Source organism: Pseudomonas sp. PP3 (assembly GCF_905336995.1).
GTDB lineage: Bacteria > Pseudomonadota > Gammaproteobacteria > Pseudomonadales > Pseudomonadaceae > Aquipseudomonas > Aquipseudomonas reinekei.
The window spans coordinates 6,115,604-6,142,113 of sequence record NZ_HG995459.1 but is presented as its reverse complement, the minus strand read 5'-3'; the positions used below and the strand labels follow the sequence as shown (position 1 = coordinate 6,142,113).

Here is a 26,510-nt window from a genome sequence, read left to right as displayed (position 1 = left end):
TCATGTCGATCGAAGTGCGTAACGTCAGCAAGAATTTCAATGCGTTCAAGGCGCTGGACAACATCAGCCTGGACATCCAGAGCGGCGAGCTCGTCGCGCTGCTCGGTCCTTCGGGCTGCGGCAAGACAACGCTGCTGCGGATCATCGCCGGACTGGAAACGCCGGATCAGGGCAACATCGTGTTCCACGGTGAAGACGTATCCGGCCACGACGTGCGTGATCGCAATGTCGGTTTCGTGTTCCAGCACTACGCGCTGTTCCGCCACATGACGGTATTCGACAACGTCGCGTTCGGCCTGCGCATGAAGCCGAAGAACCAGCGCCCGAGCGAAAGCCAGATCGCGGCGAAGGTTCACGAGCTGCTGAACATGGTGCAGCTGGATTGGTTGTCGGATCGCTACCCGGAACAACTCTCCGGTGGTCAGCGCCAGCGTATTGCGCTGGCCCGTGCCTTGGCGGTGGAGCCGAAGGTGCTGCTGCTCGACGAACCGTTCGGTGCGCTCGATGCCAAGGTCCGTAAAGAGCTGCGCCGTTGGCTGGCGCGCCTGCACGAAGACATCAACCTGACGTCGGTGTTCGTGACCCATGACCAGGAAGAAGCGATGGAAGTCGCCGACCGTATCGTGGTGATGAACAAGGGCGTGATCGAGCAGATCGGCTCACCGGGCGACGTCTACGAAAATCCGGCCAGCGATTTTGTTTATCACTTCCTGGGTGATTCCAACCGTCTGCACTTGGGCGAAGACAATCACGTGCTGTTCCGTCCGCACGAAGTGTCACTGTCGCGGCATGAACTGGACGATCACCATGCGGCCGAAGTGCGGGATATCCGTCCGCTGGGGGCAACGACGCGGGTAACGCTGAAGGTGGAAGGGCAAAGTGATCTGATCGAGGCCGAAGTGGTGAAGGATCACGACAGCCTGATCGGGTTGGCGAAGGGCGAGACGCTGTTCTTCAAACCGAAGGTCTGGCAGAAAGTCGCCAACCTCTAAAAGCATCGCGGGCAAGCCTGCTCCCACAGGGATATCGGTCTGTCACAGATTTTGTGCTCAACACCGACCCATTGTGGGAGCGAGCTTGCTCGCGATTGCGATCTAAACAGCCGCACGTTTCGGATTGACCCGCACCCCGCCCGCACGCGCTTCGATCTGCTCTTTGAGCTCATGCCGCATCCCCAGCAAAAACGCCAGCTCAGCCACCACAAACAACGGCCCGACAATCAACCCCGTCACATCATCGACGAACGCCGGTTTGCGGCCTTCATAGTGGTGGCCGACAAACTGAATCGCCCAGCCGATCACAAACATCGCCACACCGCTGCTCAACCAGACCATTGTGCTTTGCTGCGCCAGGACGTGACCCGCCCACACGCAAAGTCCCAGCAACACTGTCATCAGCACCCCGAGGCGCAGTTCAAGACGCAGGTAAAACCACGCTGATGCCAACGACACCAACACCGCCGGCGAGAGCCAGCCCCCGCCCCATTGTGGACGTGACAGCAGCACGGCGACGGCCACTACGATCAGCGGAATGCCGATGAAGTGCGTGGCGATGTTGCGCGGGTCACGGTGATAGGCGGCGTATTGACTGAGGTGGTCGACAAGACTTTTCATTGTTGTTCTCCTGTAGGGTGATTGATCATGCCCCGGGGCCGGTTTCCGCTCTGTCAGCCAGGCGACAATCTCTAGGAGTTTTCATGGATATGCAGGTCTGGCGTCCACGCCTGGCAGGCGGTCAGTGGTTCAGCCATTTGCCTGTTTCCCTACAGGATAGTCTGCTGTCGGCGGCCAGGGTGCGGCGCCTGTCGCCGGGTCAACGGCTGTTCAAGCGTGGCGATGCGCCCTGTGGCCTGTACGGGGTGCTTGAAGGCGCGATGCGTATCGGTGCCGTGAACGAGCAGGGAAAAGAGGCATTGTTGAGCGTGGTGGAAGCGCCGCACTGGTTCGGTGAAATCGGTCTGTTCGATGGCCAGCCACGCACCCACGATGCGTTCAGCCTGGGACATAGCACCCTGGCGCACATCCCGCAGTCGGTGTTGCTGGCGCTGCTCGAAGAACAGCCGCTGCATTGGCGACAGCTGGCCTTGTTGATGAGCCAGAAACTGCGCCTGACCTTCATCAACCTCGAACAACTGAGCCTGATGCCGGCCCCCACTCGATTGGCCCATCGCTTGTTGATGATTGCCGCCGGCTACGGCGAAATCGACGAGCCACGCCGCGTCCTGCAACTGCCGCAGGAGCAGCTTGCTTCGATGTTGTCGCTGTCGCGCCAGACCACCAACCAGATCCTCAAGGATTTGCAAGGGCAGGGGATCATTGGCCTGAGCTACGGCGAAATCGAAATTCTCGATGCCGAGCGGTTGCGGGCACTCGCTACAATTTAACGGCCTACACCTACCCCATGTGGGAGCGAGCCTGCTCGCGATGGGGCCGGTCCTGCCAACCACCTTCCTGATCAATCAGCGCAACCCATCCCGAAACTGCCCCGGCGTCATCCCGGTCCAGCGCTTGAAGGCGCGGCTGAAGCTGCTGGTATCGGCAAACCCCAGCAGATAACTGATCTCGCTCAGCGAGACGTGCGAGTCGCGCAGGTGCAGCAGTGCCAGGTTCTCGCGGCTTTCGTTGAGCAGCGTATCGAAGCGACAGCCTTCATCCGCCAGATGCCTTTGCAGGCTGCGCAGGCTCAGGTGCAGGGCCTTGGCGATGTGTTCGGCGCTGGGTTCGCCTTCGGGCAATTGTTCTTCAATGGCATCGCGGACCTTGCGCTCCCACGTCAGCGGCTTGAGTTGCGCGAGGGTGCGTTTGAGCACGGTTTCGTTGTGCTCGGCCAGTTCCGGGTTGGCGTCATCCAGGTGACTGTCGAAATCAGCCAGGGCGAATTCCAGCCGGTCTTCGTCGGCGCCGAAGTGCATCGGCGAGCGAAAGACTTTATGCCATTGATGCGCGTCTGCCGGCTCCGGGCGCCGCAGGTATGTCGCCAGTGGCGCGTAGTCCCGGCCCAGGCGATTGCGGCAGGTGCGCACGTAAATCGCCATGAATGCATCGATGGCCTCAAAGGCCGGGGCCGGATTGCCGCAGGGGATTTTCAGGCAAAAAAGGTAGCGATCCTCGGTGCGGGTCAGCTCCAGTTCCAGGGCATCGCTGACCACCTGGTGATAGCGCACGATGCGTTCGAACACTTCACGCAGACTGCCGCTGGCCACCAGCGCATAACCCAACGCGTGGAAGGTGGTCGGGCTGACGAAACGTGACACGCGCAAACCAATCGCCGGGTCGCCACTGACCTGTACCGCCAATTCCCACAAGCGCGTGGTGCCGGACAATGGATAGCGCGCGTTCGGGTCTTCCATCAACTGCGGATCGAGTCCCGCTTGCCGGCACAGGCTGGTGCTGTCGAAGCCCAAGGCATCGAGCTGCTTGCGCAAGGCGCGGGTCCAGCTGGCGAGTGAGGTCGGTTCAGTCATGCTGATTGGCGCTTCCGGTCAACAGGTTGGCGTTCACGGCTACCGCTGCAAATGGGCGCAGCAGGCAGGATGCGAACATCAATAATCAGAGGATGGAAGCATGGACCGTACTTCTGCAAGCCCCCAACGACTGAATGCAGCTCAGCGATCGGCACATATTCGCGAGGTGGTGCTGGCCAAAGGGGTCGAATTGCGCGAACGCTACCCGATTCTCAAGCATCAGGATGCATTGGGCGCGGGCATCCTGGCCTTCGCGCTGGCTGGGATGATCGGCTCGGCGGCGCTGTACATGACGGGGTATATGGCGTGGTGGGCGTGTCTTTTGCTCAACGCGTTTTTTGCTTCGCTGACCCATGAACTGGAACACGACCTGATTCACAGCATGTACTTCCGCAAGCAGCGAGTGCCGCACAACCTGATGATGGGCCTGGTCTGGCTGGCGCGGCCGAGCACCATCAATCCATGGATTCGCCGCCACCTGCACCTCAATCACCACAAGGTGTCCGGTTCCGAAACCGACATGGAAGAACGTGCGATCACCAACGGCGAGCCCTGGGGTTTCGCGCGGTTGCTGATGATTGGCGACAACATCATGTCGGCGTTCATTCGCATGCTGCGCGCCAAGACCTGGGCGCACAAGTTCAGCATCATCAAGCGCACTCTGAAGGTCTATGCGCCGCTGGCGCTGGTGCATTGGGGCGCGTGGTATGTGTTTCTCGGCTTCCATGCGGCCAACGGCATTGCGTATTTGACGGGGACGCCGATCGAATGGTCAGCGACCACGGTATCGGTGATGCACGTGATTGATATCGCGGCAGTGGTGATCATCGGCCCGAACGTACTGCGCACGTTCTGCCTGCACTTCATCAGCTCGAACATGCACTACTACGGCGACATCGAGCCAGGGAACGTGATGCAGCAGTGCCAAGTGCTGAACGCCTGGTGGCTATGGCCGCTGCAAGCGTTCTGCTTCAACTTTGGCAGCAGCCACGGGATTCACCATTTCGTGGTGAAGGAACCGTTTTACATTCGCCAGATGACCGTGCCGGTGGCGCACAAGGTGATGCGTGAGATGGGGGTGCGGTTTAATGATCTGGGGACGTTTGCGCGGGCGAATCGGTTTGTGCGCAAACAGCAAGTTCGGGGTGAAGCCGTAGAGGGTGTGCGGGTCTGAAGGCCATCGCTGGCAGGCCAGCTCCCACAGTGGATGTCGATTGTTCACACACTTTGTGTTCGCTGAAGATCCAATGTGGGAGTGAGCCTGCTCGCGATGGATCGTTCAGCGGCTCGACCTACTGCGCGTGTCTCCTGCGAATGAATCAGGAATCCACGCAGGAAACTGCTATTTCAGTTGCCGGTAATCAGCACACAGGTTTGGGCTTTGCAGCCCTTGCCACTGCTCAGTGAAACGAACCGGATGGCCGCCTCGGGCGTAGAGGTCGAAATCGTGACCGTTGCGGTTTGGAAATCCTTGGCCTGAAAGCGCTCATCCGGCAATACGACGCCCTTCCACTTGCCCTGGAAGATGTTGATGGGGTGGCTGGTTTTGTTTCGGATCTCAATGGTGTCGGTGTCCATGGGAATGGCCGCAAAAATCGATAGCGGCGTCAATAACAACGCCAAGCAGGCCAGTGTCCGGAAATTTAATGTCATGGGTACTCATCCTGAGTTGATTGAACGGTTGTTGATCTAAAGCGTCCGGCGGCGTTTTAGCAATCTCGCGGTTGTAAGGGGGCATGTGCGCTTACCGAAGCCGTTTAAAGCGATGCCATGCGGTCATATTTTCAATGCCTCAAAAGCATGGCTTTTCGGTCGCCGGCCCCAAGTCCTTACGGAGCAAGGCTTGCAGCGATTCGAAGGTACCCATATTCATTTTTGATCTAGTTTAAACGCTAAAAATTACTTTCGGAGATAAGTGTTTGCCTCAATGATTGGCTTAACCAGGAAGCCTTGAGCGCCGTGAAACGCTGGAGTTTCGTACCTGGCAGGCAAGGTGATGCCGTCCGGGACGGCTGGGTCAGCGTACCCATCGATTTCAAAATTCATTAAACCGAAACCTAATTCGCGCGAAACGTTTACACGAGAAATTCACCATGGCGTCAATTGAGCGGGCAGGCATCACCAAGTTGCCGGTGATCACCGCGCGCTGACAGATTTATGATTTTCCGGGGCCGTCTCCTTGGCAGGGTGCGGCCCCTTTTTTATTCCGGCCAGACACGTCACACCTGTAGGCGCTGGCGAGCCAGCACCTACAGGTGCGCGTGTTTTAATATTCCTTATAGGTCTTAATAAATAGCTTCTTATTCCTTAACGAATATAACTCTCATCCCTATACTCATTCCGGAACAGACACGCAGCAGGAGAGTTCCCCCATGCGCAACGAATCAATTCGCTATCTGATTGTGCCGGGCTGGCAAGGATCGCCAGAAGATCATTGGCAAAGCCATTGGCAGAACAGCCTGCCGAACAGCGCGCGGGTGGAACAGGCCGACTGGCTGACCCCGCGTCGTGAAGACTGGGTTGCAGCGTTGGCTGAGGCGATTGCCGCCGACAGCACTCCGGTGATCCTGATTGCCCACAGCCTGGGATGCATCACTGTCGCCCATTGGGCAGCGACCGCGCCTGTGCAGTTTTTACGTCAGGTTCGCGGCGCCTTACTGGTCGCGCCGGCCGACGTCGAGCGTCCGGCCTGTGCGCCAGCCCTGCGCAATTTCGCACCGATTCCAACAGACCTGCTGCCATTCCCTAGCCAGGTCGTCAGCTCCGACAACGACGCCGCAGTCAGTGCACCGCGAGCGCTGGAACTGGCGCGTAACTGGGGCGCGGAGGCGGGCATCCTCGCGGGTGCCGGCCACATCAACGTCAAGTCCGGTCACCAGCGTTGGGAGCAGGGGTTTGCCTATCTCTATCGCCTGCAAAACCGTATGGAACATCACGCCCTGCGCCGAGCTTGAACACTTTCTTTAGTTAACGCCCCCGTCTCCCGGCGGTTCTGGGCGGGAGTCTGCCATGAGCTTTGAAACCTTCGGTCAGCCACTGCTGACCTTTCCCGACGCTGAAAAAAGTCCCCTGAGCATTCGCGCCAAGGCGCTGGTGTTCGTCGATCCGCGCTCCCGGCAGTTGCGCCAGGAACTGGAGCAATTGGCGCCGCGTGAGATCTCGGTGCTGATCCGTGGCGAAACCGGTAGCGGCAAAGAATTGCTGGCGCGGCACATTCATCGCGCCAGTGATCGTGGTGGCTTGTTCGTGTCGGTCAATTGCGGCGCGATCAGTCCGACCTACGCCGATGCCGAATTGTTCGGTTATGCCGCCGGCAGTTATAGCGGATCGGCCAGCAGCCGTGCGGGATGGTTTGGTTCAGCCAACGGCGGCACGCTCTACCTGGACGAGATCGGCGACTTGCCGCTGCCAATCCAGATCAAACTGCTCGCTGCTCTGGAAAACCACGAAGTGACCCGCGTCGGCGCCCATCAGCCGAGCCCGGTGGATGTGCGGCTTGTCGCGGCCACCAGCATCGACCTGGCCCAGGCGGTTGCCGCCGGTAAATTCCATGAGCGGCTCTATCACTACCTCAGCGAAGGACAACTCGAATTGCCGGCCTTGCGCGAGAGGGTGGGCGACATCCTTTCACTGGCCGAATACTTCCTCGGTATTTATAGCCAGCGCCTGGGTCTGCCGGTGCCACTGATCAGCGAAACCGCGCAACACGTGCTGGAACGACACAGTTGGCCGGGCAACACCCGCGAACTGGAAAATGTCATTCACTTTGCATTGCTGGTGAGTACCGGCGACGAGATTTTGCCGGAGCATTTGAATTTGCCGGATGAAGGATTGGTACAAATCGAACGGCAACTGCAACAGATCCTCGACAACGGCTCCGCCGCCGAAAAAGACGCCCTGAAACAAATCCTTAAAAACGCCGGCCTCCTGTAGGAGCAAGCTTGCTCGCGATTGGGCCTCCGCGTTTTTTCTGTACAGACGCCATCGCTGGCAAGCCAGCTCCTACAGGGAATGCGCGAGCTAGAGCTGTATGAACAAAATGGAATATGAAAGTGAATAAAAGATATTGTTCGGGAATAAAAAATCCCGGTATTGTCCGCGTCACGCCAGCGATAGCACTTCACTGGCACACGTACTAATAGCCGTCGCCACAAGCGACTGTGATATTCGATAAGGACACTGCATGAAAAAGGTTCTGTTGTTCACCGCTCTGGCGGCTGCCCTGACCGCGGGCCTGGCCCAGGCTGGGGAGAAACTGGTGGTAGCGGCGACCCCGGTTCCACACGCCGAGATTCTTGAACTGATCAAGCCAACCCTCGCCAAAGAAGGCGTGGACCTGGAAATCAAAGTCTTCACCGACTACGTTCAGCCCAACGTACAGGTTGATCAGAAGCGTCTGGACGCCAACTACTTCCAGACCCTGCCGTACCTGAAAAGCTTCAACGAAGGCAAAGGCACCAACCTCGTCACCGTGATCGGTGTTCACGTTGAACCGTTCGGTGGCTACTCGAAGAAAGTCAAATCCCTGGCCGAGCTGAAAGACGGCGCGACCATCGCTATCCCTAACGAAGGCAGCAACAGCGGCCGTGCCCTGATCCTGCTGCAGAAGGCTGGCCTGATCGAGTTGAAAGACCCGAAAAACGCGTTGGCCACGCCGAAAGACATCGCCAAGAACCCGCACAACTTCAAGTTCAAGGAACTGGAATCGGCCATGCTGCCGCGCGTGCTGGATCAAGTCGACCTGGACATGATCAACACCAACTACGCGCTGGAAGCGGGTCTGAACCCGGCGAAAGACGCGCTGGTGATCGAAGGTGCAGATTCGCCTTACGTGAACTTCCTGGTGGCTCGTCCTGACAACAAGGATAGCGCCGCGATCCAGAAGCTGGCCAAGGCCCTGACCAGCCCGGAAGTGAAAGCATTCATCGAGAAGAAGTACAGCGGCGCGGTACTGCCGGCGTTCTGATTCGCGAGGTAAACCTCTTCAAGGTTTCCAACGCCGACGGCTAATGCAGCGTCGGCGTTTTTTTATGGGGCGTTCTCTGAAACCTGTGGCGAGCGAGCTTGCTCGCGCTGGGTTGCGAAGCGACCCCAAAACGTGAATGGGCGGTAGAACATGCACGCCGCGTTGCCTGGCTGTGCGACTGCTGCGCAGTCGAGCGGGAGCAAGCTCCCTCGCCACAAAAGCCCGACATCAATCAACGATGAAATCAGGCCACCCTGGCCTTCAACGCTCGGCGCAACGCCACCAATAACTTCACGATGTCCTGCGGGTTCATGGGTTGAAGCGCTTTTGCATCTGCCATTTTCTCTTCCTTGTGAATGATCGGCCGGGGAGTCTGGCCAATAGCGGTCCGTCCTTGGAGGGGCAAATCGAAAAAAAGATCCTTCCTACGGCGCAAGGGAAAATAGACGTCTTACTTCGCCTCGGCAAATGCCGCAGGGTAGTTTTTTTGGCTAACGCGTGCTGACCCGGACCCAGGGCCCAGTACGCCGAAGCGCCGATTGCGTCGCTACGCAATTTGTTCTTTATTTGACGCCGCGCAGTGTGCGCGTTTGAAACCCTGTTCTAAGCTGACAGACGTATTGCGCTCGTATAACGCAAAGGAGTCTGCATGGCTGGTCCTGGAATGAAAATGGCGATCGGCTTGAGCCTCCTGGCTTTGCTGACCGCGTGTGATGAAGACGCACCGATTGAGAAGGCTCGGCCACGGGTTTTCGTCCAAGAAGTCAAACCTGCCGAATATGCCGCCAACATCACCTTGACCGGCGATGTGCAGGCGCGGGTGCAGACCGAACTGTCTTTTCGTGTGAGCGGAAAGATCATCCAGCGTACGGTCGATGTCGGTGACCGGATTTCGGCCAGGCAGGTCCTTGCCCGGCTCGACCCGAAGGACCTGCAAACCAATGTCGACTCGGCGCAGGCTCAAGTCGTCGCCGAACAGGCCAAGGTCAAACAGAACGCCGCTTCATTCGTGCGTCAGCAAAAACTGTTGCCCAAAGGCTATACCAGCCAAAGCGAATACGACTCTGCCCAGGCTGCATTGCGCAGCAGCCAAAGCTCGCTGGCGGCGGCCCAGGCGCAGTTGGCCAATGCCCGTGAACAACTGAGTTACACCGCGTTGGTTTCCGATGCGCCGGGCGTGATCACTAAGCGCCAGGCAGAAGTCGGGCAAGTGGTTCAGGCCACGGTGCCGATTTTCAGCCTGGCCCAGGACGGTGAGCGCGATGCGGTGTTCAACGTCTACGAATCGCTGCTGGCCGAACCGCCATCGGACAAGGCCGTCGTGGTCAGCCTGCTCGACAATCCGGCGATCAAAACCACTGGCACCGTCCGGGAAATCACCCCGGCAGTCTCCGAGCAGACCGGCACCGTGCAGGTCAAAGTCACCCTCGACAGCTTGCCGCCGGGCATGCAGCTGGGCTCGGTGGTGAGCGCCAGTGCCAATACCCGGGGTAAATCCGCGGTGGAATTGCCATGGTCGGCGTTGACCAAGAAAGTCAGCGACCCTGCCGTTTGGCTGGTGGATGGCGAAGGCAAGGCGCAGCTGCATACCGTCACCGTTGGCCGCTACCTGACCGGTAAAGTCATCATCAGCGATGGCCTCAAAGGTGGCGAAAAAGTCGTCATTGCCGGCGGCCAGTTGCTGCACCCCGGCGTGACCGTGGAAATCGCTGAAAACACCTACAAGGAATTGGCCGCGGAGAGTCAACCATGAAGCATCTGTTACTGGTGTTCGCCAGTGTGATGCTGGTGGCCTGTTCGAAAGAGGAAGCAGCACCGGAACCGGTCCGCCCGGTGTTGTCGATCAAGGTCGAAGCGCTGGGTGAACAAAACCTCGGCCGCTTCGCGGGGAGCATCCAGGCCCGTTATGAAAGCAACGTCGGTTTCCGTGTGCCGGGACGCATCGCCAGCCGTAGCGTGGATGTCGGCGCGGAAGTCGAAAAGGGCGCCTTGCTTGCCTCGCTGGATCCTACCGATCAGAAGAACCAGTTACGCTCCGCAGAAGGCGATCTGGCGAGTATCCGGGCGAATCTGATCAACGCCCAGGCCACCGCACGGCGACAGCAGAGCCTGTTCGATCAAGGCGTGGGCTCCCAGGCGCAACTCGACGCTGCGCAGACTGACCTGAAAACCACCCAGGCTTCCCTTGACCAGGCCCAGGCGGCGGTCAATCAGGCCAAGGACCAACTGAACTACGTTGAACTGCGTGCCGATCACAAAGCGGTGGTCACCGCGTGGATGGCCGAGGCCGGGCAAGTCGTCACTGCGGGCCAGCAAGTGGTCACGCTGGCACAACCGGACATCAAGGAAGCGGTGATCGATCTGCCGGACACCCTGGTCGATCAGTTGCCCCAGGACGTGGTGTTTCAAGTGGCCTTGCAGCTGACCCCGGAAATCAACACCACGGCCATCGTCCGTGAAATCGAACCCCAGGCAGAAAGCGCCACCCGTACCCGCCGTGCGCGCCTGACCCTGAGCGAAACGCCCACCGCGTTTCGTCTGGGCTCGGCGATCAGCGTGACCTTGAGCTCGGCGATCAAGCCGCAAATCGAACTGCCTCTGAGCGCACTGCAGGAGGTCGATGGCAAACCGCGCATCTGGATCGTCGATACGCAGTCACAAACCGTATCCCCGCGGGACGTCAGCATCGTCAGCCGCACCGATACAACAGTGGTCGTGGCCAGTGGCGTGAAGTCCGGCGAGCGGATTGTCAGTGCGGGTGTGAACAGCCTCAAACCGGGGCAGAAAGTGAAAGTAGATGAGGGCAGCCCACAATGAAAGGGAGTTTCAACTTATCCGAATGGGCGCTTAAACATCAGTCGTTTGTCTGGTATTTGATGTTCGTCGCGTTGCTGATGGGCGTGTTCTCGTACTTGAACCTGGGCCGCGAGGAAGACCCTTCATTCACCATCAAGACCATGGTGATCCAGACCCGCTGGCCGGGTGCGACCCAGGAGGAAACCCTCAAGCAGGTCACTGACCGCATCGAGAAAAAACTCGAAGAACTCGACTCGCTCGACTACGTGAAAAGCTACACCCGCCCCGGTGAGTCCACGGTGTACGTTTACTTGCGCGACACCACCAAGGCCAAGGATATTCCGGAAATCTGGTACCAGGTGCGCAAGAAAATCGGCGACATCCGCTACTCGTTTCCCCAAGGTATCCAGGGACCGTCGTTCAACGACGAGTTCGGTGACGTGTTCGGTTCGATCTATGCCTTTACCGCCGACGGCCTGACGTTGCGCCAGTTGCGCGACTACGTCGAACAGGCCCGTGCCGACATCCGTGGCGTGCCGGGATTGGGCAAGATCGAGATGGTCGGGCAGCAGGATGAAGTCCTGTACCTGAATTTCTCGACCCGCAAACTGGCGGCGCTGGGCATCGATGAGCAACAGGTGGTTCAGGCCCTGCAAGCGCAGAACGCCGTGACGCCGGCGGGGGTGATCGAAGCCGGTCCCGAACGGATTTCGGTGCGCACGTCCGGGCAGTTCATTTCCGAGAAAGACCTGGCCAACGTCAACCTGCGACTCAATGATCGCTTCTATCGCCTGGCCGACATTGCCGATATTCGCCGTGGCTACGTCGACCCGTCGACCCCGGAATTCCGTTTCAATGGCCAACAGGCCATCGGCCTGGCCATTGCCATGCAGACCGGCGGCAACATCCAGGAATTCGGCAAGGCCCTGCACCAACGTATCAGCGAGCTCACGGCGAACCTGCCGGTGGGCGTCGGTGTGCACAACGTCTCCGATCAGTCCGTCGTGGTGGAAGCCGCTGTTGGCGGGTTCACCAGTGCCTTGTTCGAAGCCGTGGTGATCGTGTTGGTGGTCAGCTTCATCAGCCTCGGCGTGCGCGCCGGTCTGGTGGTGGCGTGCTCGATCCCGCTGGTGCTGGCGATGGTGTTCGTGTTCATGGAATACAGCGGCATCACCATGCAGCGGATTTCCCTCGGTGCGTTGATCATCGCGCTGGGCCTGCTGGTGGATGACGCGATGATCACGGTCGAGATGATGGTCTCGCGTCTGGAGTTGGGCGATACCAAGGAGCAGGCGGCGACCTTTGCCTATACCTCGACCGCGTTCCCGATGCTCACAGGCACGTTGGTCACCGTGGCGGGTTTCGTGCCGATTGGCCTCAATGGCAGCTCGGCAGGTGAATACACCTTCACCCTGTTTGCGGTGATTGCCGTGGCCATGCTGGTTTCGTGGGTGGTGGCGGTGCTGTTCGCCCCGGTCATCGGCGTGCACATCCTCAGCGTCAATGTGAAACCGCATGCGGCGGAGCCCGGGCGTCTGGGGCGGGCATTCAATAGCGGCCTGTTGTGGAGCATGCGCAACCGCTGGTGGGCGATTGGCCTCACCATCCTGTTGTTCGCGCTGTCGGTTGTCGGTATGCGCTTTGTGCAGAATCAGTTCTTTCCGGCCTCGGACCGCCCGGAAATCCTCGTGGACCTGAACCTGCCGCAAAACGCCTCGATCGATGAAACCCGCAAGGCCGTGGACAAGCTCGAAGCGACGCTCAAGGGTGATCCGGATATCGTGCGCTGGAGTACTTACGTCGGCCAGGGTGCGATTCGTTTTTACCTGCCTCTCGACCAGCAACTGCAGAACCCTTACTACGCGCAACTGGTGATTGTCGCCAAAGACTTCGAGACCCGCGCAGCCCTCAGCGATCGCCTGCGTGAACGTCTGCGCAAGGACTTCGTCGGCATCGGCAGTTTCGTCCAGGCGCTGGAAATGGGCCCGCCTGTGGGCCGGCCGATCCAGTACCGCGTCAGCGGGCCGGACATCGACCAGGTGCGCAAGCACGCCATCGATCTGGCCAGCCAGTTGGACAAGAACCCGCACATCGGCGAAATCATTTTCGACTGGAACGAGCCGGGCAAGGTGCTGCGCATCGATATTGCCCAGGACAAGGCGCGCCAGCTCGGCTTGTCGTCCGAAGACGTGGCGAACCTGATGAACAGTATCGTCAGTGGCTCGACGGTGACTCAGGTCGACGACGACATCTACCTGATCAACGTGGTCGGTCGCGCCGTAGACGCCGAACGGGGTTCGCCGGAAACCCTGCAGAACCTGCAGATTCTCACCCCGGGCGGCACCTCGATTCCTTTGCTCGCGTTTGCCTCCGTGCGCTACGAACTTGAGCAACCGCTGGTGTGGCGTCGCGATCGTAAACCGACGATTACCATCAAGACGGCGGTGGTCGGTGAAATTCAGCCCACCGATCTGGTGAAACTGCTCAAGCCGGACATCGACCAATTCGCTGCAGCATTGCCGGCGGGTTACAAGGTCGCCACGGGCGGTACGGTGGAGGAGAGCGCCAAGGCCCAGGGGCCGATCAACAAGGTCATCCCGTTGATGGTGTTCCTGATGGCCACCTTCCTGATGATTCAACTGCACAGCGTGCAGAAAATGTTCCTGGTGGCGAGCGTCGCGCCGCTGGGCCTGATCGGCGTGGTGCTGGCGCTGGTGCCGACCGGAACGCCGATGGGCTTCGTCGCGATCCTCGGCATCCTGGCGCTGATCGGCATCATCATCCGCAACTCGGTGATTCTGGTGACCCAGATCGACGCGTTCGTGGCCGAGGGTTCTTCACACTGGGATGCCGTGGTGGAAGCCACCGAACACCGTCGCCGACCGATCCTGCTGACCGCCGCGGCGGCGAGCCTGGGCATGATCCCGATTGCCCGGGAAGTGTTCTGGGGGCCGATGGCCTACGCGATGATCGGCGGGATCATCGTCGCGACCTTGCTGACGCTGCTGTTTTTGCCGGCGTTGTACGTGGCCTGGTACAGGATTCACGAACCGAAGAAAGACGCGCAGTAAGGCGATGGCTACGCCGGCTTACGCCACACACTCGCCAGCCAAGGCTGCTGCTCACGTGGCAGTCCCGCTGGCCGGTAGTAATGCTCCAGCTCGACAAACCCGGCTTCGGTCAGCAACTGCTGCCACGCTTGAAGATCGTGATACGCCCCATAGCGCGGCCCGTTCCAGCCTTCCTGATTCTCGCCACGGGGATTGGAGCTGAACAACACGCCACCCGGTTTCAGCGCTCCGCGTAACTGCAGCAATACCCGAGGCAGCTCCTGGCGCGGGATGTGGAATAACACCGCGTTGGCAAAAATGCCGTCGAAACGCTCGGCCGGCAGATCGAGCTTCAGAAAGTCCTGCTGCCAGACTTCGCAGCCGCTGTCCTCACGGGCCATCTGCGCGAATTTTTCCGAACCGTCGAGGCCGATGGCTGTGTGGCCCATGCGCGTAAACGTCTGCAGATCCCGACCGGGGCCGCAGCCAAAGTCGAGAATGTTGAACGGCGCCTTGCCCTGAATGTGCCGCAGCAGGGCGTCGATGTTCTGGCTCACATCGTGATCGCGAGTGCCTTCACGAAAACCATCAGCCACCGAGTTGTAGTGGCCCAGGGTGGTGGCGGTGATTTTTTCGAGGTCGTCGGGGGTTTGTTTCATGGTCGGCTGCGCAGGCAATTGGGATTTGCCGAATATACGCCATGAAAATTGAGCTCGTGCAATTTGTGGCGAGGGAGCAAGCTCCCTCGCCACAAAGCCTCCTCACGCGCCCCGACTTCTATCGTTTGTTCAATCCCCGCGCCAGTCTGTCGCCACCCAACTGAATCACCGCCACCAACGCCACCAGCAACACAATCACCGTCAACATGATCTGGCTGTCAAAACGCTGATACCCATACCGGTACGCAATGTCCCCCAGCCCACCCGCGCCAATGGCCCCGGCCATGGCCGACGAATTGATCATCGTGACCAAGGTGATAGTGAACCCGCCGACAATCCCCGGCAGCGCTTCCGGCAACAGCACATGCCAAACGATGTGCCCGCGCCGGCAACCCATGGCCTGCGCGGCTTCGATCAGCCCGTGATCGACCTCGCGCAAACTGACCTCGGCAATCCGCGCAAAGAACGGCGTCGCCGCGATGGTCAGCGGCACCACGGCGGCCCACACGCCGTACGTAGTGCCGACAATCAGGCGGGTGAAGGGGATCAGCGCCACCATCAGAATCAGAAACGGGATCGAGCGGAACAAGTTCACGAACGCGCCCAATACGCGGTTAATCGCCGGGGCCTCGTAGATGCCGCCCCTGGAACTGGTGACCAGGATCACCGCCAGCGGAATGCCCGCCAGCAGTGCGATCAGCGATGACACACCGACCATCAAAAACGTGTCGATAAAGCCTTGCAGCAAGCGATCAAACCACATAACCCAACACCTCCACCTGTTGCGCCCAGCGACTGGCGCGTTGCTGCAGTTCTTCGGCGGTGAGGGATGAACCCGTCACCGTCAACAGCAATTGCCCGAGGGCGTGCCCTTGAATCCGTTCCACGCCACCCTGCAACAAGCGCACTCGGCCGCCGAGAGCGCCGAACAGGGCCGCGATGTCAGGTTCATCACCGGCGGCACCGGTAAATTGCAGGCGCAATACCACCGCGTCTTCCGCTGACTGTGGTTGAGCCCGCAAGCGGCTTTGCAGCTCTGGCGGCAGGGCGTGTTGCAATGGCGCGAGCAAGGTCTTGCTGACGTCGTGCTGCGGATTGCCGAACACTTCCCACACCGGGCCTTGCTCGACGATGCGCCCATGTTCGAGCACCACGACGCGATCACAGATCTCGCGGATCACTGCCATTTCATGGGTGATCAAAATGATGGTCAGTCCCAGGCGCTGGTTGATCTCGCGCAACAACCCGAGGATCGATTGCGTGGTCTCCGGGTCCAGCGCGGACGTGGCCTCGTCGCACAGCAGGATCGCCGGGTCGTGCACCAGTGCGCGGGCGATGCCGACACGTTGTTTCTGGCCTCCGGACAGTTGCGCGGGGTAGGCCTTGTGCTTGGCTTGCAGGCCCACCAGTTCCAGCAGTTCGCGGACCTTCTGATCGCGTTTTTCCTTGGGCACGCCGGCGACTTTCAGCGGTAATTCAACGTTCTGCCAAACAGTCTTGGCCGACATCAGATTGAAGTGCTGGAAGATCATACCGATGCGTCGACGCAGCGCTACCAGACGATCCTCATCGAACTCGCCAATGTCGACCTGATCGATCAGCACCCGGCCTGAAGTCGGTTGTTCCAGGCGATTGATGGTACGGATCAACGACGATTTGCCGGCGCCGCTGCGACCGATAATGCCGAACACTTCACCGCGCTGGATCGCCAGGTCAATGCCGTGCAGGGCGGCCACCGGGCCTTGTTTGCCGTCGTAGGTTTTACCCAGGCCGATAAAGCGTACGTGGGCACGATTGAGTTCCGGGTGCAGCTCGGTCTGTTTTGCATGGCGGGGCTCTGGAATCTCCAGTCGCAGTTGCGTGGCAGCGGTCATGCTCAGCTCTCCCAGCCGGCTTGATAGAGCTTGCCATGGGCTTTATCCAGTGCGGCGCGCACGGCTGGCGAATGCTGGTAGATGTCGACGAACTTGATCAGGCGCGGGTCGGTTTTATTCTTCGGCTGGATCACGAACTGGATCACGTATTCCTTGTGATCGAGGCCGTCGAACAGTAGCGCGGAACCGGCATCGAAGGTCTTCGCCAGGCGGATGTATGCGGGGTAGCCCTGGACCAGATCGGCGTCGTCATAGGCGCGTACCAGTTGCACGGCTTCAACCTGGAGGATTCTGATTTTCTTCGGGTTGGCAATGATGTCTTCTTCGGTGGCCTTGTAGCCGACACCCGGTTTGAGGGTGATCAGGCCAGCCTTGGCCAACAGCTGCAAACCACGACCGCTGTTGATCGGGTCGTTGGCGATAGCCACGCTGGCGCCTTCTGGCAGCTCGTCGAAGCTTTTGTATTTTTTCGAATAGAGGCCGACGTTGTTGATGATCCCCGGCGCGAACGGCACCAGGTCAAAACCGGCGGCAGCCTTGGCGTTTTCCAGGAACGGGATGTGCTGGAAGTAGTTCACGTCGATGTCGCCGGAAGCGAGGCTGACGTTGGGGGCAATCCAGTCGGTGAACTCCACCAGCTCGACTTTCAGGCCTTGTTTGCCGGCTTCTTCGACCGCGGCTTCCAACGGAATGGCGAAGGCAGCGGTGGTGCCGATTTTCAGGGGCGCGTCGGCGGCAAAGGTCACCGAAGTGAAGAGGCCGAGGGCCAGGGCCAGTGCTTTGACTGGGTGAGAGAGGTAGTTCTTTTTCATGATGGTTTTTCCAGTCAGTGCATAAGATTTTTGGTGTTCGGGCGGGCCTCATCGCTGGCAAGCCAGCTCCTACAGTGGTTCTGTGGTGTTCACAAAACCCCTGTAGGAGCTGGCTTGCCAGCGATGCTTTTAGCGTCGGAAGGCCGAGCCCGTATGTTGCTCAGGCAAAAACGCCTCTCGGTGAAACAGCTTTTCCCGCAAGCTGCCGTCGTCGTAGGCGGTCTTGTACGAGCCTCGGCGTTGCAGCTCGGGGATCACCAGATCAATGAAATCCACGTAGCTTTCCGGCGTGACGATCCGCGTCAGGTTGAAGCCGTCGAGGCCGGTTTCGGCGATCCATGATTCCAGCTCATCGGCCACTTGCTCAGGGGAGCCGACCACGGTGATGTAGCGTCCGCCGAGGGCGTGTTGCTCGAGCAATTTGCGTCGGGTCCAGTCGTTGTTTTGCAGGTTTTTGGTGGCTGACTGGATCGCGTTGCTCTTCACATACTGGATCGGCTCGTCGATGGCGTACTCGGAAAAGTCGATGCCGGTGGACGCCGAGAAATGCGCCACGCCGGCTTCGGCACTGGCGTAGCTCAGGTATTCGGCGTGCTTGGCCCAGGCCAGCTCTTCGGTTTCGCCGACAATCACGTTCAAGCCCATGAACACCTTGATGTCCTCGGGATTGCGCCCGGCGGCGACCGCGCTGGCGCGGACCTTGTCCACTTGCACCTGGGTCGACGCCTTGGTCTGGCCGCTGATGAACACACACTCAGCGTGCCGGCCGGCGAACAGCAAACCGCGATCCGAACTGCCGGCCTGGAACAGCACCGGTGTGCGCTGCGGTGACGGCTCGCACAGGTGATAACCCTCGACCTGATAGAACTCGCCCTTGTGCTCGACCTTGTGCACCTTGTCCGGCTGCACATAGATGCGTTGCCGGGGATCGTTCAACACCGCGCCGTTTTCCCAACTGCCTTCCCAGAGTTTGTAGAGCACCTCCAGGTACTCGTCGGCCTGGTCGTAACGGCGGTCGTGCTCGACCTGCTCGCTCAGGCCCATGGCCTTGGCGGCGCTGTCGAGGTAGCCGGTGACGATGTTCCAGCCCACACGACCACGGCTCAGATGATCCAGCGTCGACATGCGGCGGGCGAACAGGTACGGCGGCTCGTAGGTGAGGTTGGCGGTGAGACCGAAACCGAGGTTTTTGGTCACCGCTGCCATGGCTGAGACCAGCAGCAACGGGTCGTTGACCGGCAGCTGAATCGACTCCTTGAGCGGAACGTCCACCGAGTTTTGGTAGACGTCGTAAACGCCAACGATGTCAGCGATGAACAAACCGTCGAACAGGCCGCGTTCGAGCAACTGCGCCAGTTCGGTCCAGTACTCAATGGTTTTGTACTGGGTCGACGTGTCGCGCGGGTGCGTCCACAAGCCATGGTTGATGTGCCCGATGCAGTTCATGTTGAACGCGTTGAGCAGGATCTTCTTTTTCGCGTCACCCATCAGATAGTCCCCCGTAGCGGCGGGTTTTCATCGTTGAGGTAGTAGTTGCCTACCGCGTGATACTTCCAGCGCACCGGGTCGTGCAGGGTGTGCACCCGGGCGTTGCGCCAGTGGCGATCGAGGCCGTGTTCAATCAGGGTCGCCTGGCTGCCGGCCAGTTCGAACAAGGTACTGCCGGCCGCGAGGGAGATTTCGGTGCTGATGGCGCGGGCTTCGGCGATGGCAATCGAAGCCGCTGCGACGGTCTCGGCGTTGGTGTCAGCCTGAGCCCTGTCGAGGCATTCGCCGGCTCGTTCGAGCAGCGCTTCGGAGGCGTGCAAGCGAATGCTCAAGTGGCCGAAGCTCTTGAGGGTCAGCGGATCATCGATGGCTTTTTCATGGGTCGCGTCGATCCACGGCCGGGTCTTGGTGCGCACAAAATGCAGCGCATCTTCATAGGCCGCGCGGGCGATGCCGGTGTCGATGGCGGCGTGGAGAATTTGCGCGAGTGGACCGACCGGCGTCGGGCGCTCGAACGCGGTTTGAAACGGGATCACGTCTTCGGCGGCGACGAAGACATCTTCGAATACCACCGAACCGCTGCCGGTGGTGCGCTGGCCGAAGCCGCTCCAGTCGTCGATGACGGTCAAACCTTTGCTGTTGCTCGGGACGAACGCCAATTGCTGCACGCCGTTTTCATCGATGACCGAGGTCGGGATGCGCTGGGCATAGATTGCGCCGGTGGCGTAGAACTTGCGCCCGTTGATGCGATAGCCGCTGCGCTCTCCATGTAAATCAGGGGTCAGGCGGGTGACGCGATCGTGGGCGGTTTTAGTGCCCAGTTCGGCGAGTGCATTACCGAAACGCTGACCGGCCAATACTTCGGCGTACAGGCGTTTTTTCTGCTCGGGGCTGCCGTTTACGCGCAGCACTTCCAGGGCATAAAAATGATTTTGCGGGATCTGACCGAGGGAACCGTCGGCCTGGGAAATCAGGGCGATGACTTTGGCCAGAGTGACGTTGGAAACGCCCGCGCCGCCATATTCCTTCGGCACGCTGATGCCCCACAGGCCCGAGCGGGAAAACACGTCCAGCTCCGGGTGTGGCAAACGGCGTTCGCGATCACGAAGGGCGCTGTCGCGCTTGAAATCGTCGGCCAGGTCGCTGGCGACAATCAGGGCTTGCTCATCGCTGGTGATGACCGCGACGTGGTGAGTACTTGTCATGTGTTTCTCCAGAGCTCTGGTAGAAGTGTTCTGGTCGTTAAATCCAGGAATGGCGAGCCGGTAAAGTGCCGTTCAGGTGATAGGCGCCCACGGCGTGGTACTTCCAGCGCACCGGGTCATGCAGGGTGTGCACCCGGGCGTTGCGCCAATGGCGGTCAAGGTTGAATTCGGCAAGGGTCGCGCGGCTGCCGGCCAGCTCGAAAAGCTTTTCGCTGGCCAGCAGCGAGATCTCGGTGGTCAGCACCTTGGCTTCGGCCACGGCAATCGAGGCACGGGCAGCGGACTCGGCGGTGAGCGGCGCCGCGCTGACCTGATCGAGCACTTGTCCGGCCTTGCGCAGCAGGGCCTCGGCGGCGTGCAATTCGATTTTCAGCTTGCCGATATCGGCGATCACGTACAGGTCATCGCTGGCCCGTTCAACGTTGGCGTCGATCCATGGTCGGGAACGGGTTTTCACGAATTCGATGGCATCGTCGATGGCGCCGCGGGCGATGCCGGCGTCGATGGCGGCCTGAATCAGTTGCGAGACGGCACCCTGGGTGTTGGGCTTTTCATTGATCTTCCAGTTGTCCACCACCAGATCGGCGTCGACCCGCACGTTGTTGAGCAAAATCGTACCGCTGGCGGTGGTGCGCTGGCCGAAACCGGACCAGTCATCGACGATGCGCAGCCCCGGCGTACCGCGACGGACGAAGGCCAGCACTTGCTTGCCATCGTCATTGAGCGCCTTGACCGCAACCCAGTGCGCGTACAGCGCGCCGGTGGAGTAGAACTTCTGCCCACTGATGACAAAACCGTCGCCATCGGCGGTGATGCGCGCCTTGAGGTCCAGAGTGTTCTTGGTGCCACGCTCTGGCCCGGCATTGCCGATGCGCCAACCGTCGAGCACGCTTTTGAACAGCTGTTTTTTCTGCGCTTCGGTGGCGCTGCCCAGCACCAGGTTGAGGATGCCGAACTGGTTCTGCGGGATCTGCCCGAGGGCCGGGTCTGCCGCGGAAATGATCGCGAACACCTCAGCCAGGGTGACGAACGAAACCTGTGGGCCACCGTACTCGCGCGGGATGCAAATGCTGCCCAGCCCGCTGCGGGTGAATTGTTCGATTTCCGACCAAGGCAGCTTGCGCTGCTGGTCACGTTTGGCCGCTTGCAGGCGGGCGACTTGCGCCAGTTCATGAGCGACCTTGATCGCTTGCGCGTCATTGCGCAGCACTTGCGCGGGCAACAAAAGCGGGGCGATATCCAGATCACTCTGGACGATTGCATCTGCCAGACTGGACATCAGCGCCGCTCCTTGGCTGCACGCAATGCCCTGGCGATCTGCACTGGGGTGATTGTGTTCCGGACCATACCTACCTCACATCTCATGGAAACGCCGCAGTGCGGCGAGCGAAAACAAGAATGTCCGGTGGTCCGGTGCATATACCCTAAGCGTTTATAAATAAGTTATGAACTAACTTTTAGGAATATGAATAGAAGTATGAATACTTCGTTCAGCAGCCTTGAGCACGTTCTTTGGCGTGACGTTGAGGTACGGATTGGCACAACCAATCTTCAGCGTGCGTGCGGGCGCCCACCGTGAGTTGTTGCCGACCCGGTCGAGGATGCAATAAGTCACTTCCAGGCGCAGGTCTTCGCCGGCCTCGACAATGATCGCCGGTGGCACCCAGACCTGGATTGGCTGGCCCACGTCATTCGCCTTGAGTCGTGGCAGGTCCATGCGCACGTCGCCCCAGCGCAGAGTGATTTCGTCGTCGGCCGCCATGTTCAGGTACGGCTCGATGGTCACGGGCACGCCGCGCTTGATCTGGTTGGGATTCACGCCCTGGCGGCGGATCGTTTCGGGGATGCTCACGGGGGCCAGGCACTGGTTTTCATCGCCGCACAAGGCAGAAGGCTCGCCACCCGGACAATCGAGTTTGACTTGCACACGCCTGGCCGCCGAAACCGCCGGCCCCTGGCCGACCTGCATGATCCGGTAATGGACGCGCGATGAGCCATTGACGATGAAGCTCTCCGGCACCCTCAGTTGAACGGATCGCCCAACCTCATCGTTGGTCAGCACCCGAGAGGCGACATAGCAGTTGTCCCAGAACAGTTCGATCAGATCGCCATCGTCCATTGCGGGGTAGGGCGGCACGTCGATCAGCAGGTGCGCGGCCGAGGTGATGTTGATGTCGCTCTTGTGAGATTGCGCCAGGGTGGGGGCTGCGAGTACGGGTTGGTTCGAAGTGCTTTTCATGGAATCTCCTTGAAGTTGTTGCAGCGAAGTCCGTTTCTAAAAATAAGGGCGTGAAAGATAATTAATTATTCTGGTTTTAATAATCGCGGGTGCGGTTTGGAGACTAGATAAGAGTTCGATTGAATCAGTGTCAATAGCGAATGTTAGTTGGAGGGGAGATATGGCGTTATTCAGAAAAGTCCTACGCATTGAAGTTAATAAGCGCTATTGGTGCGTAGATTTTGCTTATGAATACGGGGCATGTCGGCCTTGAATGCGCTGGACATTGGAATAGACGGGGGATGGTCGATTGGCCGTGAAAGTCTGTGGGCGGCGTATAGATATTTACCGCCAGCTCGGGCAAATGGTTAACTATGATTTTCGGGGTTGTTATAGGTGAGTGGGGGAGGGTGTATAACTTCCATCCGTGGAAGTTAACCGTTTTGCGGAAGGGTGTTAGTTGTGCGAATTGTTCAGGAACTTGCTGAGGAACTGTTTCGTGCGTTCTTCTTTCGGGTTGGCAAACAACGCCTTCGCTTCGCCTTGTTCGACGATCACGCCCTTGTCGAAAAACACCACGCGATTGGCCACGTCACGGGCGAAAGCCATTTCGTGGGTCACGATGACCATGGTGCGATTCTCCTCGGCCAGGCCGCGGATCGTCGCCAGTACTTCACCCACCAGTTCCGGGTCGAGTGCAGAGGTCGGTTCGTCGAACAGGATCACTTCCGGTTCCATCGCCAGCGCCCGGGCAATTGCCACGCGTTGTTGCTGGCCACCCGAGAGACGGCGCGGGTAAGCATCTTCCTTGCCCGCCAGGCCGACCTTGGCCAACAGCTTTTTACCCAGGGCAACGGCGTCGGCGTGGGGGATCTTCTTGACGATGATCGGGCCTTCGATAACGTTTTCAAGGGCGGTGCGATGGGGGAACAGGTTGAAGTTCTGGAACACGAAACCCACGTGCTGGCGCAAGTTGCGCACCAGGCTTTGTTGCTGGTTCAACGGGCGGCTGGTATCGATCTCGATATTGCCGACCTTGATCCGGCCACTGCTGGGCTCTTCCAGGAAATTCAGGCAACGCAGGAACGTGGTCTTGCCCGAGCCGCTAGGCCCGATGATCGCCACCACCTCGCCTTCCTTCACTTGCAGATCGATGCCGTTGAGCACGACTTGACCCTTGAACTGCTTTGTCAGTTTTTCCACGACAATCATGGGGTCAGGACTCCTGGTCGTGCCGATTGACCCGCTCTTCCAACTTGTTCTGCAGGTGCGAAAGCACCGTGGCCAGAATCCAGTAGATCAGCGCGGCGGCAAGATACATGGTGAAAACTTCGAAGGTACGGGCGGTAATCAGCTGTGCCTGACGGAACAGCTCCGGCACCTGGATGGTGGCCGCCAGCGCGGTGTCCTTGACCAGCGAAATGAAACTGTTGCCCAGCGGTGGCAATGCGGTGCGCATCGCCTGCGGCAGGATGGCCCGGCGCAGAGTCTGCGCACGGGTCATGCCGATGCTGGCAGCAGCTTCCCATTGGCCGCGTTCGATCGAGCTGATCGCGGCACGCAGGATTTCACAGGCGTAAGCGGCCATGTTCAGCGAGAAGCCGATCATGGCCGCCGGAATTGGATCGAGTTCCATGCCCAATTGCGGCAAGCCGTAATAGATCACGAACAGTTGCACCAGCAACGGCGTGCCGCGAAAGAACGACACGTAGATGCGGGCGATCCAGCTCACCAGCTTGAAGCGCGACAGGCGCATCAGTGCCAGGCCGAAGCCCAGGATGAGGCCGAAGAACATCCCGCCGAGGCTCAAGATGACCGTGTAGTACGCGCCCTTGAGCAAAAAGGGCGCAGAATCCAGTGCGAGTTGGAAAGCTTCTTCCATTATTGAGTGACGTCAGCGCTGAAGTATTTTTCCGAAAGCTTTTTCAGCGTACCGTCGGCACGCAGCTTATCGATCGCCTTGTTCACCGCAGCCAGCAGTTCCGGCTCGCCTTTGCGCAGGGCAATGCCGGCTTCCTGACGGGAGAACGCTGCGCCGGCGGCAACGGTATCGGTTGCTTTCTTGGCGTATTCGAGCGCAGCGAGGCGGTCGATCAGAATGGCGTCGATGCGGCCTACACGCAGATCCTGGAACTTGGTCGGATCATCGTCATAGGTCTTGATGATGGCTTTGGGCTGATTGTCCTTGAGCCATTGCTCGTAGTTGGTGCCCAGGCCAACACCGACTTTCTTGCCGGCCAGGTCGTCAGCGGACTTGATGCTGCCTTCGTTCTTTTTCAGGACCAGCGCCTGAATACCGGAGACGGTGTAGGGCTCGGAGAAGTCGTACTTCTTCTTGCGCTCTTCAGAGATGGTCACCTGGTTGATCACCGCGTCCAGACGTTTGGATTCCAGCGCCGCGAGGATGCCGTCCCATTTGGTCGGTTGCAGTTTGACCTTTACGCCCAGCTCCTTGGCCAGGGCTTCGGAGAACTCGACTTCGAAGCCAGCCAGCTTGCCGTCGGCGTCGACGAAACTGAACGGTGGGTAGGTGCCTTCCAGGCCGACGTTGATCACGCCTTTGTCCTTGATTTGTTGCAGTTGCTCACCGGCCACTGCCTGGCCGATCAGGCCGGCGCTCAGTGCCAGGCCCAGCGAGCCCACCAGCAGATTTCGACGTAGTGCGGAAAAATTCATGACAAGCCCCTGTGTTTTCTTATGGAAGACGCTTAAGGAAAGTTGGCAAATTCGGGAATTGGACGACAGCGATATCCTGCCCTAAAAGCAGCGTATGCGTCTCGCTGCAAATTCGCCTGCGGCGTGACTATATGATGGCGTTATTAGATTAGAAAATAATAAATTCTATTTTTATTATTCTTTAAATGAATATGAGTTTTCATCAGTCTGTGCGAGGGAGCTTGCTCCCTCGCCGGAGGGTCAGTCTGTCAGAAATTCCTTATACGCAAACAACGCCGGCGCCCCACCGGTGTGCAGGAAGATGATCGGCCCCTCGTTGAAACGCTGACGACCGATACCATCAAGCAATCCCGCCATGGCCTTGCCAGTGTAGACCGGGTCCAGCAACAGCCCTTCCTGGCTTGCCAGCAACTTGACCGCCGCCAGCGTCCCGGCATTCGGCTCGCCATAGCGCGGCCCGAAATACTCATCCCACAACTCAACCTTGAAACTGTCCGGCAGGCTGACACCCAACAGTTCTGCCGTGCGTTCGGCCAACCCTTGCACTTTTGGCCGCTGATCTTCATCGCTGCGCGAAACAGTCACGCCAATGACGGGCAATTGCGGCAGTGCTTCACTCAAGGCCAGTGCCAGTCCGCTGTGAGTCCCGGCGCTGCCCGAGGCCAGGACGACAGCGGCGAAATCCAGGCCGGTGTCCTTGATCTGCTCGGCCAGTTCCAGGCCTGCACGCACGTAGCCCAGCGCGCCCAACGCATTGGAGCCGCCGATCGGCACCACATACGGCTTTTTGCCGTTGTTGCGCAGGCGCGCGGCCACTGCCTGCAATTGCTCGTCGGCGTTATCGAGGTTTTCGACCCGCTCGACTTTGGTATCGAACAGGTCCAGCAACAGCCGATTGCCGTTGCCGAGATAGTTACCATCGTCGGTACCCAGAGGGTTCTCCAGCAGGGCGACACAGCCGAGCCCCAGCCTGGCGGCAATCGCGGCGGTCTGGCGCACATGGTTCGACTGCAGCGCACCCGCGGTGATCAAGGTATCCGCGCCCTGGGCCAAGGCATCCGCGGCGAGGAATTCAAGCTTGCGCAGCTTGTTGCCGCCCATCGCCAGTGGCGTCAGGTCGTCGCGTTTGACATACACATCACGCCCCAGCCAGGTCGACAGGCGTTCGAGTTTTTCCAGGGCGGTGGGCTGACCGAGCAGGTCGAGACGATTGAAGCGGGCAAGCTGTTGCTTGATCAACTCTTGATTGGACATGGTTCCGTACTGGCGGTGAATGATGTCAGGACTATAGGCACGCCCATTT

General features: G+C 59.4%; 24 protein-coding genes and 1 pseudogene. 10 read left to right on the top strand and 15 right to left on the bottom strand.

Annotated elements, in window-relative coordinates; translation table 11 throughout:
* Positions 1-2 precede the first annotated feature (2 nt).
* Positions 3-992, top strand: a complete 990-nt coding sequence (locus tag KHO07_RS27785; protein ID WP_150735971.1) for a sulfate ABC transporter ATP-binding protein — start codon at positions 3-5, stop codon at positions 990-992.
* Positions 993-1,094: 102 nt separating this feature from the next.
* Here the strand turns inward: KHO07_RS27785 and KHO07_RS27780 are convergent, their stop codons facing one another.
* Positions 1,095-1,613: an Mpo1-like protein gene (locus KHO07_RS27780; RefSeq protein ID WP_212626061.1), complete on the bottom strand. Its 519-nt coding sequence runs from the start codon at positions 1,611-1,613 to the stop codon at positions 1,095-1,097.
* Positions 1,614-1,696: 83 nt separating this feature from the next.
* Between KHO07_RS27780 and KHO07_RS27775 the strand changes: the two genes are divergently transcribed.
* The gene (locus tag KHO07_RS27775) at positions 1,697-2,383 is read left to right on the top strand and encodes a Crp/Fnr family transcriptional regulator (protein ID WP_212626060.1); all 687 of its coding nucleotides are present in this window, start codon (positions 1,697-1,699) and stop codon (positions 2,381-2,383) included.
* Positions 2,384-2,458: 75 nt separating this feature from the next.
* On the opposite strand, the gene KHO07_RS27770 is transcribed toward KHO07_RS27775, so the two are convergent.
* On the bottom strand, positions 2,459-3,463 hold the full coding sequence (locus KHO07_RS27770) for an AraC family transcriptional regulator (protein WP_212626059.1): 1,005 nt from the start codon (positions 3,461-3,463) through the stop codon (positions 2,459-2,461).
* A 100-nt stretch (positions 3,464-3,563) separates the two neighbouring features.
* On the opposite strand from KHO07_RS27770, the gene KHO07_RS27765 reads away from it, so the two are divergent.
* Positions 3,564-4,637, top strand: a complete 1,074-nt coding sequence (locus tag KHO07_RS27765) for a fatty acid desaturase (protein ID WP_212626058.1) — start codon at positions 3,564-3,566, stop codon at positions 4,635-4,637.
* Positions 4,638-4,810: 173 nt separating this feature from the next.
* Here KHO07_RS27765 and KHO07_RS27760 read toward each other — a convergent pair whose 3' ends face one another.
* Positions 4,811-5,116 carry a hypothetical protein gene (locus tag KHO07_RS27760; protein WP_212626057.1) on the bottom strand — a complete coding sequence of 102 codons (306 nt, stop codon included), beginning with the start codon at positions 5,114-5,116 and terminating at the stop codon, positions 4,811-4,813.
* Positions 5,117-5,398: 282 nt separating this feature from the next.
* Here KHO07_RS27760 and KHO07_RS27755 point away from each other — a divergent pair.
* From KHO07_RS27755 to KHO07_RS27725, 7 genes and pseudogenes are all read left to right on the top strand, one after another.
* A pseudogene (locus KHO07_RS27755) lies at positions 5,399-5,512 on the top strand (energy transducer TonB); the annotation flags it as partial.
* Between the two features lie 323 nt (positions 5,513-5,835).
* The gene (locus KHO07_RS27750; protein WP_150735965.1) at positions 5,836-6,417 is read left to right on the top strand and encodes an alpha/beta hydrolase; all 582 of its coding nucleotides are present in this window, start codon (positions 5,836-5,838) and stop codon (positions 6,415-6,417) included.
* 55 nt (positions 6,418-6,472) lie between these two features.
* Complete coding sequence (locus KHO07_RS27745) at positions 6,473-7,396, top strand: sigma 54-interacting transcriptional regulator (protein ID WP_150735964.1); 924 nt, start codon at positions 6,473-6,475, stop codon at positions 7,394-7,396.
* A gap of 250 nt (positions 7,397-7,646) precedes the next feature.
* Positions 7,647-8,429, top strand: coding sequence for a MetQ/NlpA family ABC transporter substrate-binding protein (locus tag KHO07_RS27740; protein ID WP_123328984.1), 783 nt, complete (start codon positions 7,647-7,649; stop codon positions 8,427-8,429).
* 649 nt (positions 8,430-9,078) lie between these two features.
* Positions 9,079-10,182 (top strand): efflux RND transporter periplasmic adaptor subunit, encoded by a 1,104-nt coding sequence (locus KHO07_RS27735; protein ID WP_150735963.1) that lies wholly within the window; start codon positions 9,079-9,081, stop codon positions 10,180-10,182.
* Positions 10,179-11,246 carry an efflux RND transporter periplasmic adaptor subunit gene (locus KHO07_RS27730; RefSeq protein ID WP_150735962.1) on the top strand — a complete coding sequence of 356 codons (1,068 nt, stop codon included), beginning with the start codon at positions 10,179-10,181 and terminating at the stop codon, positions 11,244-11,246. Before KHO07_RS27735 ends, KHO07_RS27730 begins: the two co-directional genes overlap by 4 nt.
* Positions 11,243-14,296 carry an efflux RND transporter permease subunit gene (locus KHO07_RS27725; protein WP_150735961.1) on the top strand — a complete coding sequence of 1,018 codons (3,054 nt, stop codon included), beginning with the start codon at positions 11,243-11,245 and terminating at the stop codon, positions 14,294-14,296. The genes KHO07_RS27730 and KHO07_RS27725 overlap by 4 nt, the downstream gene beginning before the upstream one ends.
* Before the next feature lie 8 nt (positions 14,297-14,304).
* Here the strand turns inward: KHO07_RS27725 and KHO07_RS27720 are convergent, their stop codons facing one another.
* The 12 genes from KHO07_RS27720 to KHO07_RS27665 form a co-directional block, all read right to left on the bottom strand.
* Positions 14,305-14,934, bottom strand: coding sequence for a class I SAM-dependent methyltransferase (locus KHO07_RS27720; protein WP_212626056.1), 630 nt, complete (start codon positions 14,932-14,934; stop codon positions 14,305-14,307).
* Between the two features lie 118 nt (positions 14,935-15,052).
* Positions 15,053-15,697, bottom strand: a complete 645-nt coding sequence (locus tag KHO07_RS27715) for a methionine ABC transporter permease (RefSeq protein WP_150735959.1) — start codon at positions 15,695-15,697, stop codon at positions 15,053-15,055.
* The gene (locus KHO07_RS27710) at positions 15,687-16,808 is read right to left on the bottom strand and encodes an ATP-binding cassette domain-containing protein (protein ID WP_212626055.1); all 1,122 of its coding nucleotides are present in this window, start codon (positions 16,806-16,808) and stop codon (positions 15,687-15,689) included. Before KHO07_RS27710 ends, KHO07_RS27715 begins: the two co-directional genes overlap by 11 nt.
* 2 nt (positions 16,809-16,810) lie before the next feature.
* Entirely contained in the window at positions 16,811-17,620 is an 810-nt protein-coding gene (locus tag KHO07_RS27705) for a MetQ/NlpA family ABC transporter substrate-binding protein (protein WP_075948596.1), read from the bottom strand.
* 129 nt (positions 17,621-17,749) lie between these two features.
* On the bottom strand, positions 17,750-19,108 hold the full coding sequence (locus KHO07_RS27700; RefSeq protein WP_212626054.1) for an LLM class flavin-dependent oxidoreductase: 1,359 nt from the start codon (positions 19,106-19,108) through the stop codon (positions 17,750-17,752).
* Positions 19,108-20,313 (bottom strand): SfnB family sulfur acquisition oxidoreductase, encoded by a 1,206-nt coding sequence (locus tag KHO07_RS27695; RefSeq protein WP_150735955.1) that lies wholly within the window; start codon positions 20,311-20,313, stop codon positions 19,108-19,110. The genes KHO07_RS27700 and KHO07_RS27695 overlap by 1 nt, the downstream gene beginning before the upstream one ends.
* Positions 20,314-20,350: 37 nt before the next feature.
* On the bottom strand, positions 20,351-21,592 hold the full coding sequence (locus KHO07_RS27690) for an SfnB family sulfur acquisition oxidoreductase (RefSeq protein WP_212626053.1): 1,242 nt from the start codon (positions 21,590-21,592) through the stop codon (positions 20,351-20,353).
* 171 nt (positions 21,593-21,763) lie between these two features.
* Positions 21,764-22,552, bottom strand: coding sequence for a hypothetical protein (locus KHO07_RS27685; RefSeq protein ID WP_212626052.1), 789 nt, complete (start codon positions 22,550-22,552; stop codon positions 21,764-21,766).
* 435 nt (positions 22,553-22,987) lie between these two features.
* Positions 22,988-23,743, bottom strand: a complete 756-nt coding sequence (gene tcyN / locus KHO07_RS27680) for an L-cystine ABC transporter ATP-binding protein TcyN (protein WP_150735952.1) — start codon at positions 23,741-23,743, stop codon at positions 22,988-22,990.
* Positions 23,744-23,747: 4 nt separating this feature from the next.
* Positions 23,748-24,413 (bottom strand): cystine ABC transporter permease, encoded by a 666-nt coding sequence (gene tcyL, locus KHO07_RS27675; protein WP_034148457.1) that lies wholly within the window; start codon positions 24,411-24,413, stop codon positions 23,748-23,750.
* Positions 24,413-25,207, bottom strand: a complete 795-nt coding sequence (tcyJ, locus tag KHO07_RS27670) for a cystine ABC transporter substrate-binding protein (protein ID WP_034148458.1) — start codon at positions 25,205-25,207, stop codon at positions 24,413-24,415. The genes tcyL and tcyJ overlap by 1 nt, the downstream gene beginning before the upstream one ends.
* Before the next feature lie 240 nt (positions 25,208-25,447).
* Complete coding sequence (locus tag KHO07_RS27665; protein ID WP_212627700.1) at positions 25,448-26,446, bottom strand: D-cysteine desulfhydrase; 999 nt, start codon at positions 26,444-26,446, stop codon at positions 25,448-25,450.
* Positions 26,447-26,510: the final 64 nt, after the last annotated feature.